Origin of the sequence: uncultured Merdimonas sp. (genome assembly GCF_963929015.1) — a bacterium.
Lineage (GTDB): Bacteria > Bacillota > Clostridia > Lachnospirales > Lachnospiraceae > Merdimonas.
The window spans coordinates 33,932-48,894 of record NZ_CAWVHE010000013.1; the positions used below are offsets into that span (position 1 = coordinate 33,932).

At 47.1% G+C, this 14,963-nt stretch carries 13 protein-coding genes; all 13 read left to right on the forward strand.

The window, feature by feature from the left end; translation table 11 throughout:
* The first annotated feature begins 17 nt into the window (after nucleotides 1-17).
* The 13 genes from ABGT54_RS07180 to ABGT54_RS07240 all read left to right on the forward strand — a co-directional run bounded on the left by ABGT54_RS07180 (nucleotide 18) and on the right by ABGT54_RS07240 (nucleotide 14,955).
* Nucleotides 18-1,208, forward strand: coding sequence for an acetate kinase (locus ABGT54_RS07180; protein ID WP_204908909.1), 1,191 nt, complete (start codon nucleotides 18-20; stop codon nucleotides 1,206-1,208).
* A 121-nt stretch (nucleotides 1,209-1,329) separates the two neighbouring features.
* Nucleotides 1,330-1,857, forward strand: a complete 528-nt coding sequence (locus ABGT54_RS07185) for a DUF177 domain-containing protein (RefSeq protein ID WP_204908910.1) — start codon at nucleotides 1,330-1,332, stop codon at nucleotides 1,855-1,857.
* Between the two features lie 3 nt (nucleotides 1,858-1,860).
* Nucleotides 1,861-2,040, forward strand: a complete 180-nt coding sequence (rpmF, locus tag ABGT54_RS07190) for a 50S ribosomal protein L32 (RefSeq protein ID WP_204908911.1) — start codon at nucleotides 1,861-1,863, stop codon at nucleotides 2,038-2,040.
* A 97-nt stretch (nucleotides 2,041-2,137) separates the two neighbouring features.
* Nucleotides 2,138-3,622, forward strand: coding sequence for an L-fucose/L-arabinose isomerase family protein (locus ABGT54_RS07195; protein WP_346663467.1), 1,485 nt, complete (start codon nucleotides 2,138-2,140; stop codon nucleotides 3,620-3,622).
* Nucleotides 3,623-3,752: 130 nt separating this feature from the next.
* Nucleotides 3,753-4,775: a phosphate acyltransferase PlsX gene (plsX, locus tag ABGT54_RS07200; RefSeq protein ID WP_346663468.1), complete on the forward strand. Its 1,023-nt coding sequence runs from the start codon at nucleotides 3,753-3,755 to the stop codon at nucleotides 4,773-4,775.
* A gap of 36 nt (nucleotides 4,776-4,811) precedes the next feature.
* A complete protein-coding gene (gene acpP / locus ABGT54_RS07205) occupies nucleotides 4,812-5,045 on the forward strand; it encodes an acyl carrier protein (protein ID WP_346663469.1) in 234 nt (77 codons plus the stop codon).
* A 56-nt stretch (nucleotides 5,046-5,101) separates the two neighbouring features.
* On the forward strand, nucleotides 5,102-5,797 hold the full coding sequence (gene rnc, locus ABGT54_RS07210) for a ribonuclease III (protein ID WP_346663470.1): 696 nt from the start codon (nucleotides 5,102-5,104) through the stop codon (nucleotides 5,795-5,797).
* A gap of 7 nt (nucleotides 5,798-5,804) precedes the next feature.
* A complete protein-coding gene (gene smc, locus ABGT54_RS07215) occupies nucleotides 5,805-9,365 on the forward strand; it encodes a chromosome segregation protein SMC (protein WP_346663471.1) in 3,561 nt (1,186 codons plus the stop codon).
* Between the two features lie 11 nt (nucleotides 9,366-9,376).
* Nucleotides 9,377-10,309 carry a signal recognition particle-docking protein FtsY gene (gene ftsY, locus ABGT54_RS07220; RefSeq protein WP_346663472.1) on the forward strand — a complete coding sequence of 311 codons (933 nt, stop codon included), beginning with the start codon at nucleotides 9,377-9,379 and terminating at the stop codon, nucleotides 10,307-10,309.
* Nucleotides 10,310-10,340: 31 nt separating this feature from the next.
* Nucleotides 10,341-11,555, forward strand: coding sequence for a threonine ammonia-lyase (ilvA, locus tag ABGT54_RS07225; protein ID WP_346663473.1), 1,215 nt, complete (start codon nucleotides 10,341-10,343; stop codon nucleotides 11,553-11,555).
* A 136-nt stretch (nucleotides 11,556-11,691) separates the two neighbouring features.
* Nucleotides 11,692-13,092 carry a 2-isopropylmalate synthase gene (locus ABGT54_RS07230; RefSeq protein WP_346663474.1) on the forward strand — a complete coding sequence of 467 codons (1,401 nt, stop codon included), beginning with the start codon at nucleotides 11,692-11,694 and terminating at the stop codon, nucleotides 13,090-13,092.
* Nucleotides 13,093-13,099: 7 nt separating this feature from the next.
* Nucleotides 13,100-13,753, forward strand: coding sequence for a GntR family transcriptional regulator (locus tag ABGT54_RS07235; protein ID WP_346663957.1), 654 nt, complete (start codon nucleotides 13,100-13,102; stop codon nucleotides 13,751-13,753).
* Nucleotides 13,754-13,758: 5 nt separating this feature from the next.
* Nucleotides 13,759-14,955, forward strand: a complete 1,197-nt coding sequence (locus ABGT54_RS07240) for an NADP-dependent isocitrate dehydrogenase (RefSeq protein WP_346663475.1) — start codon at nucleotides 13,759-13,761, stop codon at nucleotides 14,953-14,955.
* Nucleotides 14,956-14,963 lie beyond the last annotated feature (8 nt).

Below are 14,963 nucleotides of genomic sequence, written 5' to 3' on the forward strand. Positions count from 1 at the left end.
TAGAGAGGTAAAATGAAATGAATGTATTAGTAATCAATTGTGGAAGCTCATCTTTAAAATTCCAGCTCATTGACTCCGAGTCCGAGAACGTACTGGCAAAAGGACTTTGCGAGAGAATCGGGATTGACGGAAGCCTGACCTATCAGCCGGCAGGAGGGGAAAAGGTTAAATCCGAAAAAGCGATGCCCACACATACCGAGGCGATCCAGTTCGTGATCGACGCTCTGACAGATTCCGAGACCGGCGTGGTAAAGAGCCTTTCCGAGATCGGTGCAGTCGGACACCGCGTGGTACATGGCGGAGAAAAATTTGCAAGCTCTGTAGTGATCAATGACGAAGTACTGGCCGGCATCGAAGCATGCAGCGACCTGGCTCCGCTTCACAATCCTGCCAACCTGATTGGTATCCGCGCCTGCCAGAAGCTGATGCCCGGTACACCGATGGTAGCTGTATTTGATACCGCTTTCCATCAGACCATGCCGGAAAAGGCATATTTATACGGACTGCCCTATGAGTATTATGAGAAATATGCAGTAAGACGGTACGGCTTCCATGGTACAAGCCACAGCTTCGTTTCCAAACACGCGGCAGATTTCCTGGGACTGGATCTTAACAATTCCAAAATCATCGTTGCACACCTTGGAAACGGCGCATCCATCAGCGCAGTACTGAACGGCAAATGCGTAGACACATCCATGGGTCTGACACCACTGGAAGGTCTGGTTATGGGAACCCGTTCCGGCGATATGGATCCGGCGATCATGGAATATATCGCTAAGAAAGAAGATCTGGATATCGCAGGCGTGATGAACGTCCTCAACAAAAAATCCGGTGTATACGGACTGTCCAAGAATCTGTCCAGCGACTTCCGTGACCTGGAAGAGGCAATGGAGAACGGCAACAAATATGCAGCAGCAGCTCTGGAAGTGTTCTGCTACCGCGTAGCAAAATACATCGGCTCCTATGTGGCAGCCATGAACGGCGTAGATGCGATCGCATTTACCGCAGGAATCGGTGAGAACGCAGGAATCGTACGCGAGAAGGTTCTTGCCTACCTGGGATACCTGGGAATCACACTGGATGCGGAAGCCAACAAAAAGCGCGGCGAAGACTTTGTGATCTCCACAGCAGATTCCAAAGTAAAGGTTGCTGTGATCCCGACCAACGAAGAACTGGCGATCGCAAGAGAGACAGTAGCGCTGGTATAACATAGGATTGGTATCTGTCAGCTGTAAAACCATACCAGATTTTGTGTAAATTCGGGTTTTTTAGGGTTGACAATCCGTTATTGCATGATATAATAGTTTAGGTGTGAATAGGAGTATTATTATGATATTAGACCTATCCAGCGTTTTGTCTGAACCACACCGTCCGATTGACACATCGGTGCCTGTAGAGATGGATGTTTTTCAATCCGCTCAGGGCAGCTTTCCGTTAAAGGAAAAATCAGAGTTACATCTTCTGATCGAATACGAAAAAGAACGGAAGCTTCAGATCAGCGGGAAAGCAGAGGTGACGGCAGTTATTCCTTGCGACCGGTGCCTGAAAGATGTGGAAGTCAGGATTCCCCTCGATTTTACAAAGAAGATCAGTGTGGATCCGGAAGAGACGGAAGACTCAGATGAACTAGACGAAACAAATTATATTGACGGATGCAGTTTGGATGTGGAACAACTGGTCCGCAACGAACTGTTAGTAGGGTGGCCGACGAAAGTTCTGTGCAGTGATGACTGTAAAGGCATCTGCAGCGTATGTGGTCAGAATTTGAATGAAGGGACCTGTGACTGTGAAGACACAAGTCTTGACCCCAGAATGTCAGCGATCCGCGATGTTTTTAAGAATTTTAAGGAGGTGTAACCCATGTCAATCTGCCCAAAGAATAAATCTTCCAAAGCAAGAAGAGACAAAAGAAGAGCAAACTGGAAGATGAGCGCACCGAACCTGGTGAGATGCAGCAAGTGCGGCGAGCTTATGATGCCTCACAGAGTCTGCAAAGCTTGTGGCTCTTACAACAAAAAAGAAATCATTCCTCAGGATTAATTTTTGAAGGAGTGGCTTAAATCGGGGAGATTCCGCGTGTCTGGGATTCTTCCCGATTTTTATACATTAATTTTCATACACATGAAAGGGGTTCGCTATGATTAATATACCAGAAATCAAAGTAGGAATTGTTGCAGTCAGCCGTGACTGCTTTCCGGAAAGTCTTTCTGTAAACAGAAGGAAAGCATTGATCGAAGCGTATCAGAGAAAATATGACGGTTCTGATATCTATGAGTGTCCGGTCTGTATCGTGGAAAGCGAGATCCATATGGTGCAGGCGCTGGAAGATATCAAAAAAGCAGGGTGTAACGCACTATGCGTTTATCTTGGCAACTTTGGACCCGAGATTTCAGAGACGTTGCTGGCAAAACATTTTGACGGGCCGAAAATGTTTGTGGCTGCGGCGGAAGAATCTGGAAATAATCTGGTTCAGGGAAGAGGCGACGCTTACTGTGGCATGCTGAACGCCAGCTACAACCTGAAGCTTCGGGGAGTAAAGGCTTATATTCCGGAGTATCCGGTTGGGACAGCAGAAGAGTGCGCCGATATGATCCATGACTTTCTGCCCATCGCCCGCGCAGTCGAAGGACTTCGCAATCTGAAGCTCATCAGTTTCGGACCGCGTCCGTTAAATTTCCTTGCCTGCAACGCGCCAATTCAGCAGCTTTACAACCTTGGCGTAGAGATTGAAGAAAATTCTGAACTGGATCTTTTTGAAGCATTCAACAAACATGCCGGGGATGAACGGATCCCTGCTGTCGTAAAAGAAATGGAAGAAGAACTGGGAGAAGGCAATAAAAAACCGGAGATCCTTTCCAAACTGGCTCAGTATGAGCTGACTTTAAAAGATTGGGTAGAAGAGCACAAAGGATATCGGAAATATGTTGCCATCGCCGGTAAATGCTGGCCGGCATTTCAGACTCAGTTTGGATTTGTTCCCTGCTATGTCAACAGCCGTCTTGCAGCTCAGGGGATTCCGGTATCCTGTGAAGTAGACATTTACGGCGCGTTAAGCGAATTTATCGGTACTGTGATCAGTCAGGATGCTGTTACGCTCCTGGACATCAACAATACGGTGCCCCAGGATATGTATACCGAAGAGATCGCTGGAAAATACCCTTACACACAGAAAGATACTTTCATGGCATTCCACTGCGGAAATACTGCTGCAGACAAGCTGTCCTGCAGAGAAATGAAGTACCAGATGATCATGGCAAGAACACTGCCCGAAGAAGTGACCCAGGGAACTCTGGAAGGAGATCTGCTCCCGGGAGACATCACCTTTTTCCGCCTGCAGAGCACTGCAGACAACATCCTGCGGGGCTACATAGCACAGGGAGAGATCCTGCCCGTAGCCACACGGTCCTTTGGTTCCATTGGAGTCTTTGCGATTCCTGAAATGGGCCGCTTCTATCGTCATGTACTGATCGAAGGCAACTATCCGCATCATGGCGCCGTTGCATTTGGAAAACATGGCAAAGCCCTCTTTGAAGTATTCAAATATATCGGAGTGCCTGTAGATGAGATTGGCTACAATCGTCCAAAGGGTGACCGGTATCCTACCGAAAACCCGTGGGGATAAAATGTGAACAAAATGTGAACGGGGACGTAGACCTTTTGCAAAGGTCTACGTCCCCATTTGCATGTTTCGCTATTGATTTTTCTACCAATGTTTAGTAGAATTATCCTTGAAGTTGCTAGGAGGATGAAACATGGCAGAGATTACGAAGGTGGCATTGGACGCAATGGGCGGCGACAATGCTCCGGCTGAAGTTGTTAAAGGAGCCGTAGACGCGCTTACAAGAGAACCTCATCTTTTTATTTTTCTTGTAGGACAGGAAGAGGCTGTAAAAAATGAATTGAATAAATACCCGTATGACAGGAATCGTATAGAGATCGTTCCTGCGTCTGAGGTGATTGAAATGGCGGAGCCGCCGGTAAATGCGATCCGCAAGAAAAAGGACTCCTCTATTGTGGTGGGGATGAAGCTTGTAAAGGAAGGAAAGGCCGATGCGTTTGTATCAGCCGGCAGTACCGGCGCCGTTCTTGTAGGCGGCCAGGTAATCGTGGGCCGGATCAAAGGTGTGGAGCGCCCGCCGCTTGCTCCACTGTTCCCGACGGAAAACGGGGTTTCGCTTTTGATCGACTGTGGAGCGAACGTAGATGCCAGGCCCTCTCATCTGGTTCAGTTCGCCAAGATGGGATCCATCTATATGGAACATGTAGTAGGGGTAAAGAATCCCAGAGTCGGCATTGTGAATATCGGCGCAGAAGAAGAAAAGGGGAATGCTCTGGTGAAAGAAACCTTCCCGCTTCTTAAAGCGGAGAAAAGTATTCATTTTATCGGAAGTGTGGAAGCAAGGGATATTCCCAGAGGAACGGCAGACGTGATCGTCTGTGAAGCATTTGCCGGAAATATCATTCTGAAACTGTTTGAAGGAGTTGGAAACACTCTGATCCGCGAGCTGAAAACCGGCATGATGTCAAACTTGAGAAGCAAGATCGGCGCGTTGCTGGTAAAACCTGCGCTGAAGAATACTCTGAAAAAGTTTGATACAGCCGAATATGGAGGCGCTCCTTTACTTGGACTGAACGGCCTGGTCGTCAAGACTCATGGAAGTTCCAAATCAAAAGAGATCAGCAATACGATCGTGCAGTGCGTGACATTTAAAAAGCAGAAAATCAACGAAAAGATCAAAGAAAGTATTCAGGCGGAAAATACCGCTGATGAATAGATGAACCATTAATGAACAGGAAAAGGAGAATAAGGTATGGAATTTGAAAAATTAAAAGAAATTATTGCAGATGTATTGAGCGTTGATGTGGATGATATCACAGAAGACACAAAATTTGTAGACGACCTGCAGGCAGACTCTCTGGACATTTTCCAGATTATTATGGGAATAGAAGAAACATTTGATATTGAAATTGATAATGACGAAGCTGAGAAGATCGCAACCGTAGGAGATGCTGTGGAGCAGATCAAAAAGGCAACGAATAATTAAGTGATAAGGAGTGAAAAAGCCCTGCCGGGCTTTTTCATTTTATGGAGCGTAATATTATGGACAATAAGCTGACACAACTGGAACATAAGATCCACTACCGGTTTCAGGATCGCTCACTTTTGAAACAGGCAATGATCCACAGCTCTTATGCCAATGAAAGGCAGATGCCCAAACAGGCATGCAATGAAAGACTGGAATTTTTGGGAGATGCTGTCCTGGAACTGGTTTCCAGTGAATTTTTATTCACAGAACATCCCAAAATGCCGGAAGGGGAACTTACGAAAACACGGGCAAGCATGGTATGCGAGCCTTCTCTTGCCTTCTGCGCCAGAGAACTGAATCTGGGAGCGTATCTTCTCCTGGGAAAAGGAGAGGACGCCACCGGCGGCCGGCAAAGAGATTCTGTGACTTCTGACGCCATGGAAGCCCTGATCGGCGCGATCTATCTGGATGGTGGGTTTGCTAATGCAAAAGAATTTATCCATCGATTTGTGCTAAGTGATCTGGAGCACAGAAAACTCTTTTTTGATAGCAAGACTATCCTCCAGGAAATTGTACAGGCTCATTTTGAAGACCCGGTATTCTATCAGCTGACAGGCGAGGAGGGACCGGACCACAACAAATCCTTTCAGGTGGCCGTCTATATCGGACAGGAGATGTGGGGGACCGGAAAAGGCAGAACCAAAAAAGCGGCTGAGCAGGAGGCGGCTTACCAGAGCATTCTGATGCTGCATCAAAAAAACATAAAGTAGGTGGGATATGTATTTAAAAAGCATTGAAGTACAAGGCTTTAAATCCTTTGCTCATAAGATAAAGTTTGATTTTCACAACGGGATCACCGGCATTGTAGGACCCAATGGAAGCGGGAAAAGCAATGTGGCAGACGCGGTGCGCTGGGTGCTTGGAGAACAAAGAGTCAAACAGCTTCGCGGGGGAACCATGCAGGATGTCATTTTCTCAGGTACCGAAAACCGCAAGCCTTTAAGCTACGCATCCGTGGCGATCACCCTGGATAATTCTGATCATCAGCTCCCGATCGATTATGAAGAAGTTACAGTCGCGCGGAAGCTGTACCGTTCCGGGGAAAGTGAATATCTGATCAACGGCAGCCTCTGCAGATTAAAAGACGTAAATGAGCTTTTTTATGATACCGGTATCGGAAAAGAAGGTTATTCCATCATCGGACAGGGTCAGATCGATCGGATCCTAAGCGGAAAACCGGAAGAACGAAGAGAACTCTTCGATGAAGCTGCCGGCATCGTAAAATTCAAACGCAGAAAAAACACTTCTCTGAAAAAGCTGGAGGAAGAAAGACAGAATCTTCTGCGTGTCAATGATATCCTCGCAGAACTGGAAAAACAGATCGGACCTCTGGAACGTCAGTCTGAAACAGCCAAAGAATACCTGAAGAAAAAGGAACAGCTTAAAACTTACGACATCAACATGTTCCTTCTGGAAACAGAACGGATTCAGGAACAGATCCGGGATCTGGAAGGAAAACTGGGGCAGACAAAAGACGAACTGGACGAAGCCGGACAGCATTATGAAGCCATGAAAGCAGAATATGACGCTGTGGAAGAACAGATGGACGGTATTGACGATTCCATCGAAAAAGCTAAAGGCCAGCTCAATGAGACAAATCTGTTAAAACAACAGCTGGAAAATCAGATTGAACTGTTAAAAGAGCAGATCAACAGCGCGCAGATGAATGACGCGCATTTTAACCAGCGCGCACAGACTGTGCAAGAAGAGCTGGAACGAAGAGCGGAAGCCAGGAAAGATCTGCTGAAAGAACAAGAAGAGATGGAAGAGCAGATGAAAGAACAGAAAGCTCTGGAAGATCGGGCTGTCGGAGAACTGGTGGAGATCCAGAGCAGGATCGCCGCTCTGACTGCAGAAATTGAAGAGGCCCAGAGTGAAGTCATGAATGTACTGAACAACCGGGCGTCAACCAAGGCAAAGATCCAGAAATATGACACGATGCTGGAACAGATCCAGGTCCGCAAAGCCAGGATGCACCAACAGATCCTGGAAGCCGGAAGCGAATACGAAAAACACAGGGAAAAGCAGGAAGTCTATCTGAAAGAGCTGGAAGAGATCTCTGAGACCATCCGAAACCTGAATGCCGAAAGTAAAGGTTATGAAGAAAAAATCCAGGATATCCAGAAAACCCTTGCAAAACAGACGGAATCCTTCCGGATCGGTCAGACCGCCTATCACAGGGAGCAGTCCCGTCTGGAATCTCTGAAAAACATCACGGAACGCTATGACGGTTACGGAAACAGTATCCGGAAGGTTATGGACAACCGTACAAAAGAAAAAGGGCTGCTGGGCGTTGTTGCTGATCTGATCAAAGTGGAGAAAAAATATGAGATCGCTCTGGAAACAGCTCTTGGCGGCAGCATCCAGAATATCGTAACCGAAGATGAAGAGACTGCAAAACGGATGATCCAGTTCCTAAAAAAGAATAAGTTCGGAAGAGCTACTTTTCTTCCGCTTACCAATATCCGAAGGGACGCTAATTTTGGCCAGACAGCTGCCTTAAAAGAAGAAGGTGTGATCGGGACTGCAAATACACTGGCAAAAACCGAAGAGAAGTATCAGAAACTGGCAGATTTTCTGCTTGGAAGGACACTGGTCGTCGATCACATTGATCATGCATCTTCGATTGCGCGTAAATATCATCAGTCTATCCGGATCGTCACGCTGGAGGGAGAACTGATCAATCCTGGCGGTTCCATGACCGGAGGCGCGTTTAAAAATACCAGTAATCTTTTGAGTCGTCGCCGTGAAATCGAAGAATTTGAAAAAACCGTCCGCAAATTAAAAGAAGAAATGGATGAACTGGAAGCACAGTCCGAATTGCTTCGGAAAGAAAGAGCTGGTTACTACGCGAAAAACGATGAGATCGCAGAGAAACTCAGCAAAGCTTATGTTATCCAGAATACAGCTAAACTCAACGCTGATCAGGCTTTGTCCGGTATGGAAAGCGCAAAAGCACAGGCGCAAAAGGCTCAGAAAGAAGCAGATGAACTGGATGCACAGATTACGGAGATTATGGATAATCAGGAATCCATCACCCTGGAGCTTGATACTTCCGAAAGCCTGGAAAAGGATCTGACTTCGCGTATAGAAGAGAATCAGAAAGCGCTGGAGACTGAACAGATACTGGAAAGTGAAAAACAAAAAGGGAACGAAGATATTCACCTGACATATGCAGCTCTGGAGCAGCGCCACTCCTTCCTTCTGGAAAATCTGGACCGTATCGCAGAAGAAAGCGAGAAATTCCGTCAGGAACTGACACAGCTGGAGGCAAACAAAGGACAGACATCGGGAGAGATCAGGGAAAAAGAGGAAAAGATCCGGGAACTTAGACAGACCATTGACGGATCGGAAGAATTATTCACAGAGATCCGGCAGGAAATTGAAGCCTATAAAAAGGACAGAGAGGACCTGACTCAAAAACATAAATCTTTCCTGCAAGAGAGAGAATCCTTATCAAAGCATATGGCTTCTCTGGATAAAGAAGTATTCCGTCTGGAAAGCCAGAAAGAAAATCTGGAAACTGCTTCTGAAAAACAGATCAATTATATGTGGGAAGAATATGAGATCACCTTTCACCAGGCCAGAGAACTAAAAGATGCGTCTCTTACGGATCTGTCCAGGATGAAGAAACGGATCCAGGAGTTAAAAAGTGAGATCCGAAATCTTGGAAATGTAAATGTAAATGCAATTGAAGAATATAAAAATGTCTCTTCCCGCTATGAGTTCTTAAAAGGGCAGCACGACGACCTTGTGGAAGCAGAAGCCACCCTGGAACAGATCATTGAAGAGTTGGATGCTGCTATGCGGAAGCAATTTAAAGAGCAGTTTGCAAAAATAGCCAGTGAATTTGATACGGTCTTTAAAGAACTCTTCGGCGGCGGCAAAGGCACCCTGGAACTGATGGAAGATGAGGATATCCTAGAAGCAGGCATCCGTATCATCGCCCAGCCGCCTGGAAAAAAACTGCAAAATATGATGCAGCTGTCCGGAGGAGAGAAGGCGCTTACCGCAATCTCACTGCTGTTTGCGATCCAGAATCTGAAACCCTCTCCGTTCTGTCTTCTGGATGAGATTGAGGCCGCCCTAGATGACAACAATGTCGGCCGGTTTGCAAAGTATCTGCATAAGTTGACAAAAAGTACACAGTTTATTGTGATCACACACCGGAGAGGCACGATGACAGCGGCAGACCGGCTGTATGGGATCACCATGCAGGAAAAAGGCGTATCCACTCAGGTGTCCGTCAGTCTGCTGGAAGATCAGCTGGATCAGTAAAGGAGGAAGTTATGGCAGATTTTTTTAAACGTCTTGTATCAGGACTTAGCAAGACCCGGGATAATATTGTATCCGGTATGGACAGTATTTTTCATGGGTTTTCCAGGATCGACGATGAATTTTATGAGGAGTTGGAAGAAGTACTCATCATGGGGGATCTGGGAGTACAGGCCACTTATGATATTCTGGACGATCTGAAAACCAAGGTCAGAGAACGCCATATCAAAGAACCCCTCGAGTGCCGGCAGCTTCTGATCGACAGCATCAAAGAGCAAATGGATGTGGGCGAAACCGCCTATGAATTTGAGAACAGGACATCTGTGGTCATGGTGATCGGCGTCAATGGAGTAGGGAAAACTACAACCATTGGAAAACTTGCAGGAAAACTGAAAGCACAGGGAAAAAAAGTGATACTGGCAGCCGCTGATACTTTCCGCGCTGCTGCAGGAGAGCAGTTAAAAGAATGGGCAAACCGCGCACAGGCAGAGCTGATCGGCGGACAGGAAGGATCCGATCCGGCCGCAGTCGTCTATGACGCAATTGCAGCGGCAAAGGCCAGACATGCAGATGTCCTTCTGTGCGACACTGCCGGCAGGCTTCACAATAAGAAAAACCTTATGGAAGAGCTGAAAAAGATGAACCGGATCATTGACCGGGAATTTCCGGAAGCCTACCGGGAGACCTTAGTGGTACTAGATGCCACCACTGGTCAGAACGCATTGCAGCAGGCAAAAGAATTCCATGAAGTGGCAGATATTACCGGAATTATTCTTACGAAAATGGACGGTACAGCCAAGGGAGGAATCGCCGTTGCGATCCAGGCGGAGCTTGGGATTCCGGTGAAATATATCGGAGTTGGCGAAACCATCGACGATCTGCAGAAATTTGATGCAGATACGTTTGTAAATGCTTTATTTACAGCAGATCAAAATGAGATACAGTAATAAGAATCAGAAGTGAGAAAGGAGCGAAACTATGCTGACTTTGGAAAAATTTGAACGTGCAAGCGAACTGGTAAAAGAAGTAACCTCGCCGACAAAACTGGTCTTCAGTGAATATCTAAGCGCCCAGACCGGCGGCCGCGTATATCTCAAGCCTGAGAATATGCAGCATACCGGGGCTTACAAGATCCGGGGCGCTTACTATAAGATCAGCACCTTATCCCGGGAAGAGCGGGAAAAGGGTCTTGTCGCTGCATCTGCGGGAAATCATGCACAAGGCGTTGCTTTTGCCGCCCAGAAATTTGGTTGTAAGGCAACCATTGTAATGCCTACCGTTACTCCGCTGATCAAGGTCAACCGGACCAAAAGCTATGGAGCGGACGTAGTCCTTCACGGCGACGTCTATGACGACGCATGTGCCTATGCCCTGGATCTCGCGGAAAAAGAAGGATGCACCTTTGTCCATCCTTTTGACGATCTGGATATTGCCACCGGACAGGGCACCATTGCCATGGAGATTGTGCAGGAGCTTCCGACCGTGGATTATATCCTGGTTCCCATCGGAGGCGGCGGTCTTGTTACCGGAGTTGCTACACTTGCCAAAATGTTAAATCCCAAGATCCAGGTGATCGGCGTGGAGCCTGCCGCAGCAGCCAGCATGACTGCAGCTCTGGAACATGGCGGCCCTGTGACGCTGGAAAGCGCGAACACCATTGCAGACGGTACTGCCGTAAAACGGGTGGGAGATAAGATATTCCCCTATGTTCAGGAAAATCTGGACGCAGTCCTTACCGTAGAAGACGATGAACTGATCGGAGCGTTTCTGGATATGGTGGAAAATCACAAGATGATCGTAGAAAACTCCGGTCTTCTGACAGTCGCCGCATTGAGGCAGCTGGACCTGAAAGGGAAAAAAGCAGTTTCTATCTTAAGCGGCGGAAATATGGATGTCATCACCATGTCATCTATTGTGCAGCATGGTCTGATCCAGCGGGATCGTATCTTCTCCGTATCGGTGCTGCTTCCGGATAAGCCGGGTGAACTTGTAAGAGTCGCACAGACCATTGCAGACGCCCAGGGCAATGTCATCAAACTGGATCATAACCAGTTTGTCAGCACAAACCGAAATGCAGCCGTGGAACTTCGGATCACGATGGAAGCTTTCGGTACGGAACATAAGCATGAGATTATGAAAGCTCTCGAAGACCAGAATTTCCGTCCCAGAGAAGTAGGGGCAAAATTGTATTAAATAGAAAGATCCCGGAAAATGCCGTCTGGTGTTTCCGGGATCTTTCCTGTAAAATAACAGAGCTCTCTCTTTTTTTCTTGACATTGCATGTATAATTGTATACAATTATACAAAATCAAAAAGGGAGAGCAGGAAAATGGAGAACCGAAAAGTATATTTAGACAAACACACCAATCTGCTGCAGCTGGAAGAACATATGTATCCTCTGGTGGATGTAGAAAAACCCAATGTATTCCGCAATCTTTTCCGCTATGATGAAATTCCGAAAATAGCGTTTAATGACCGGATTGTTCCGCACTGTATGCCGGATGAGATCTGGATCACCGATACAACCTTCCGGGACGGTCAGCAGTCAAGAACTCCCTATACGACCGATCAGATTGTCAGGATCTATGATGATCTACACAGACTTGGCGGGCCGGCAGGCAAGATCCGGCAATCGGAATTCTTTTTATACAGCAAGAAAGACCGGGATGCCGTTTACAAATGTCTGGAGAGAGGATACCGCTTTCCGGAAGTCACAAGCTGGATCCGAGCCAGTAAAAAGGACTTTGAACTGGTAAAAGAGATTGGCCTTAAGGAAACCGGTATTCTGGTCAGTTGTTCGGATTATCACATTTTTTACAAATTGAAAATGACTCGTAAAGAATGTATGGAACATTATCTTTCCGTGGTACGGGAATGTCTGGAAACCGGCATCAGTCCCAGATGTCATCTGGAAGATATCACCCGGGCAGACATTTACGGATTTGTCATTCCTTTCTGTCTGGAACTTATGAAACTCAAAGACGAGTACCAGATCCCGGTAAAGATCAGAGTCTGTGATACCATGGGATACGGGGTCAATTATCCGGGAGCCGTAATCCCAAGATCCATTCCCGGTATTATCTATGGTCTTAGAGTCCATGCCGGAGTTCCCAGTGAACTGATTGAATTTCATGGACACAATGATTTTTACAAAGCAGTCAATAATTCGTCGACTGCCTGGCTCTATGGCGCCTGCGGCGTAAACTGCTCTTTATTCGGCATTGGCGAAAGAACCGGAAACACACCTCTGGAAGCCATGGTATTTGAATACGCACAGCTTCGGGGAACTCTGGACGGGATGGACACCACAGTAATCACAGACCTGGCCGAATATTACGAACAGGAGATCGGATATCAGATCCCGGCGGCAACTCCTTTTGCAGGCAAAAATTTCAATGTGACAAGAGCCGGGATCCATGCGGACGGCCTGTTGAAAAACGAAGAAATCTACAATGTCTTTGATACAGAAAAATTTTTAAAACGTCCGCCTCTTGTGGCGGTATCCAATACTTCCGGGCTTGCCGGGATCGCTCACTGGATCAACACCTGTTTCCATCTGACAAACGGAAATCAGGTGGATAAGAATTCCCGGCTGGTCCATATGGTAAAAGAATGGGTAGACAAAGAATATGAAGGAGGAAGAGTCACCGTACTGACGGACGAGGAGCTGCTTACAGTCATCGAAGATACCTGCAGCAGCCTCGGTATCCGGCTTGGCGGTCAGGCATAAACAGATGATGGAAGAATATCAGGACCAGTCCCTTCGGGGAAAGGTGTTTCAACAGATCAGAGAAAAAATTTTATCCGGAGTATATCAGGAGCACGAAGAGCTTAAGGAGGCAACTCTTGCGAAGGAACTGGGCGTCAGCAGAACACCGGTCCGGGAGGCGCTTCGTCAGCTGGCGCTGGAAGGACTGGTTACCATGGTCCCCAATAAAGGCGCGTATGTAACCGGGATAACACAAAAAGACGTTACTGACATTTACCAGATCCGTTCTTTGCTGGAAGGGCTCTGTGCCAGATGGGCAACCTTGCATATCACAGACCGGCAGATTGAAGAACTGGAAGAGATTCTTGTGTTATCCGGATTTCATCTGAAAAAAGAAAAAGAGCAGGCCGAGCAGGTAACGGAACTGGATGGAAAGTTCCACAAAGTGTTGTATGAAGCTTCCAATAGTCGTATACTGGAACATGTATTATCGGATTTTCACAAATATGTCCAGATGGCGCGTTCCCGGTCTGTGGCGCAAAAAGACCGGGCGGAAAATTCCGTGCAGGAACATCGGGCCATTTTGGAAGCAATTAAAAATAAGGACGCAGATCTGGCGGAAGCCCTGGCCAACCGGCATATCATGAACGTCATGGAAAATCTGCATATGAAAGGAGACTGACACCAATGGAAAAAATAAAAATGACCACACCAATCGTGGAAATGGACGGAGACGAGATGACCCGGATCCTCTGGGGCATGATCAAAAAGCATCTTCTGGAGCCGTTTATTGATCTGAATACCGAATACTATGACCTGGGCCTTTCCCACCGCAATGCAACGGACGACCAGGTAACGATTGATGCCGCAAATGCAACAAAAAAATATAAAGTGGCCGTAAAATGCGCGACCATCACCCCTAACAAAGCCCGCATGAGCGAGTATGATCTGAAAGAAATGTGGAAAAGTCCCAACGGGACCATCCGTGCGATCCTGGATGGAACGGTTTTCCGGGCTCCCATTGTCGTAAAAGGCATTGAACCCTGTGTCCGGAACTGGAAAAAGCCTATTACGATCGCAAGACACGCCTATGGAGACGTTTACAAAGGAACGGAAATGAAGATTCCAGGCGCAGGAAAAGCAGAGCTTGTATACACCTCTTCGGACGGCAAGGAAAAACGGGAGCTGATACACAGCTTTGACGGCCCCGGCATTGTACAGGGAATGCACAATGTAAACAGATCCATCGAAAGTTTTGCACGAAGCTGCTTTCATTACGCCCTGGATACCAGACAGGATCTGTGGTTCGCCACCAAAGATACCATCTCCAAGCAATACGACCACACGTTTAAAGATATTTTTCAGGAAATTTATGACACGGAATTTCAGGACCTGTTTGAGAAAGCAGGCATTACCTACTTCTACACCCTGATCGACGATGCGGTTGCCCGGGTGATGAAGTCCGAGGGCGGATATATCTGGGCCTGTAAAAACTATGACGGAGACGTAATGAGCGACATGGTATCTTCTGCTTTTGGCTCCCTGGCCATGATGACCTCTGTTCTGGTGTCTCCGGAAGGATATTACGAATATGAAGCGGCGCATGGTACCGTACAGCGCCATTACTATAAACATCTGGCAGGAGAGGAGACTTCTACGAATTCTGTGGCTACTATTTTTGCCTGGACAGGGGCTCTTCGCAAGCGGGGAGAACTAGACGGCAATCCGGAATTAATGAAGTTTGCCGACCGTCTGGAGGCGGCCACCATTGCCACGATCGAAGAAGGCAGGATGACAAAAGATCTTGCGCTGATCACCACCATTAAGGATCCGGTTGTATTAAACAGTGAAGCCTTCATTCAGGCCATCGCAGAAAAAATGTAAACAAAAGG

Bases quoted from the DNA above. Each gene is read 5' to 3' on its own strand.
- ilvA (WP_346663473.1), top strand. From the start codon at position 10,341: ATGCTGACTTTGGAAAAATTTGAACGTGCAAGCGAACTGGTAAAAGAA.
- ABGT54_RS07195 (WP_346663467.1), top strand. From the start codon at position 2,138: ATGATTAATATACCAGAAATCAAAGTAGGAATTGTTGCAGTCAGCCGT.
- plsX (WP_346663468.1), top strand. From the start codon at position 3,753: ATGGCAGAGATTACGAAGGTGGCATTGGACGCAATGGGCGGCGACAAT.
- rnc (WP_346663470.1), top strand. From the start codon at position 5,102: ATGGACAATAAGCTGACACAACTGGAACATAAGATCCACTACCGGTTT.
- ABGT54_RS07230 (WP_346663474.1), top strand. From the start codon at position 11,692: ATGGAGAACCGAAAAGTATATTTAGACAAACACACCAATCTGCTGCAG.
- ABGT54_RS07185 (WP_204908910.1), top strand. From the start codon at position 1,330: ATGATATTAGACCTATCCAGCGTTTTGTCTGAACCACACCGTCCGATT.
- rpmF (WP_204908911.1), top strand. From the start codon at position 1,861: ATGTCAATCTGCCCAAAGAATAAATCTTCCAAAGCAAGAAGAGACAAA.
- ABGT54_RS07235 (WP_346663957.1), top strand. From the start codon at position 13,100: ATGGAAGAATATCAGGACCAGTCCCTTCGGGGAAAGGTGTTTCAACAG.
- smc (WP_346663471.1), top strand. From the start codon at position 5,805: ATGTATTTAAAAAGCATTGAAGTACAAGGCTTTAAATCCTTTGCTCAT.
- ABGT54_RS07180 (WP_204908909.1), top strand. From the start codon at position 18: ATGAATGTATTAGTAATCAATTGTGGAAGCTCATCTTTAAAATTCCAG.
- acpP (WP_346663469.1), top strand. From the start codon at position 4,812: ATGGAATTTGAAAAATTAAAAGAAATTATTGCAGATGTATTGAGCGTT.
- ftsY (WP_346663472.1), top strand. From the start codon at position 9,377: ATGGCAGATTTTTTTAAACGTCTTGTATCAGGACTTAGCAAGACCCGG.
- ABGT54_RS07240 (WP_346663475.1), top strand. From the start codon at position 13,759: ATGGAAAAAATAAAAATGACCACACCAATCGTGGAAATGGACGGAGAC.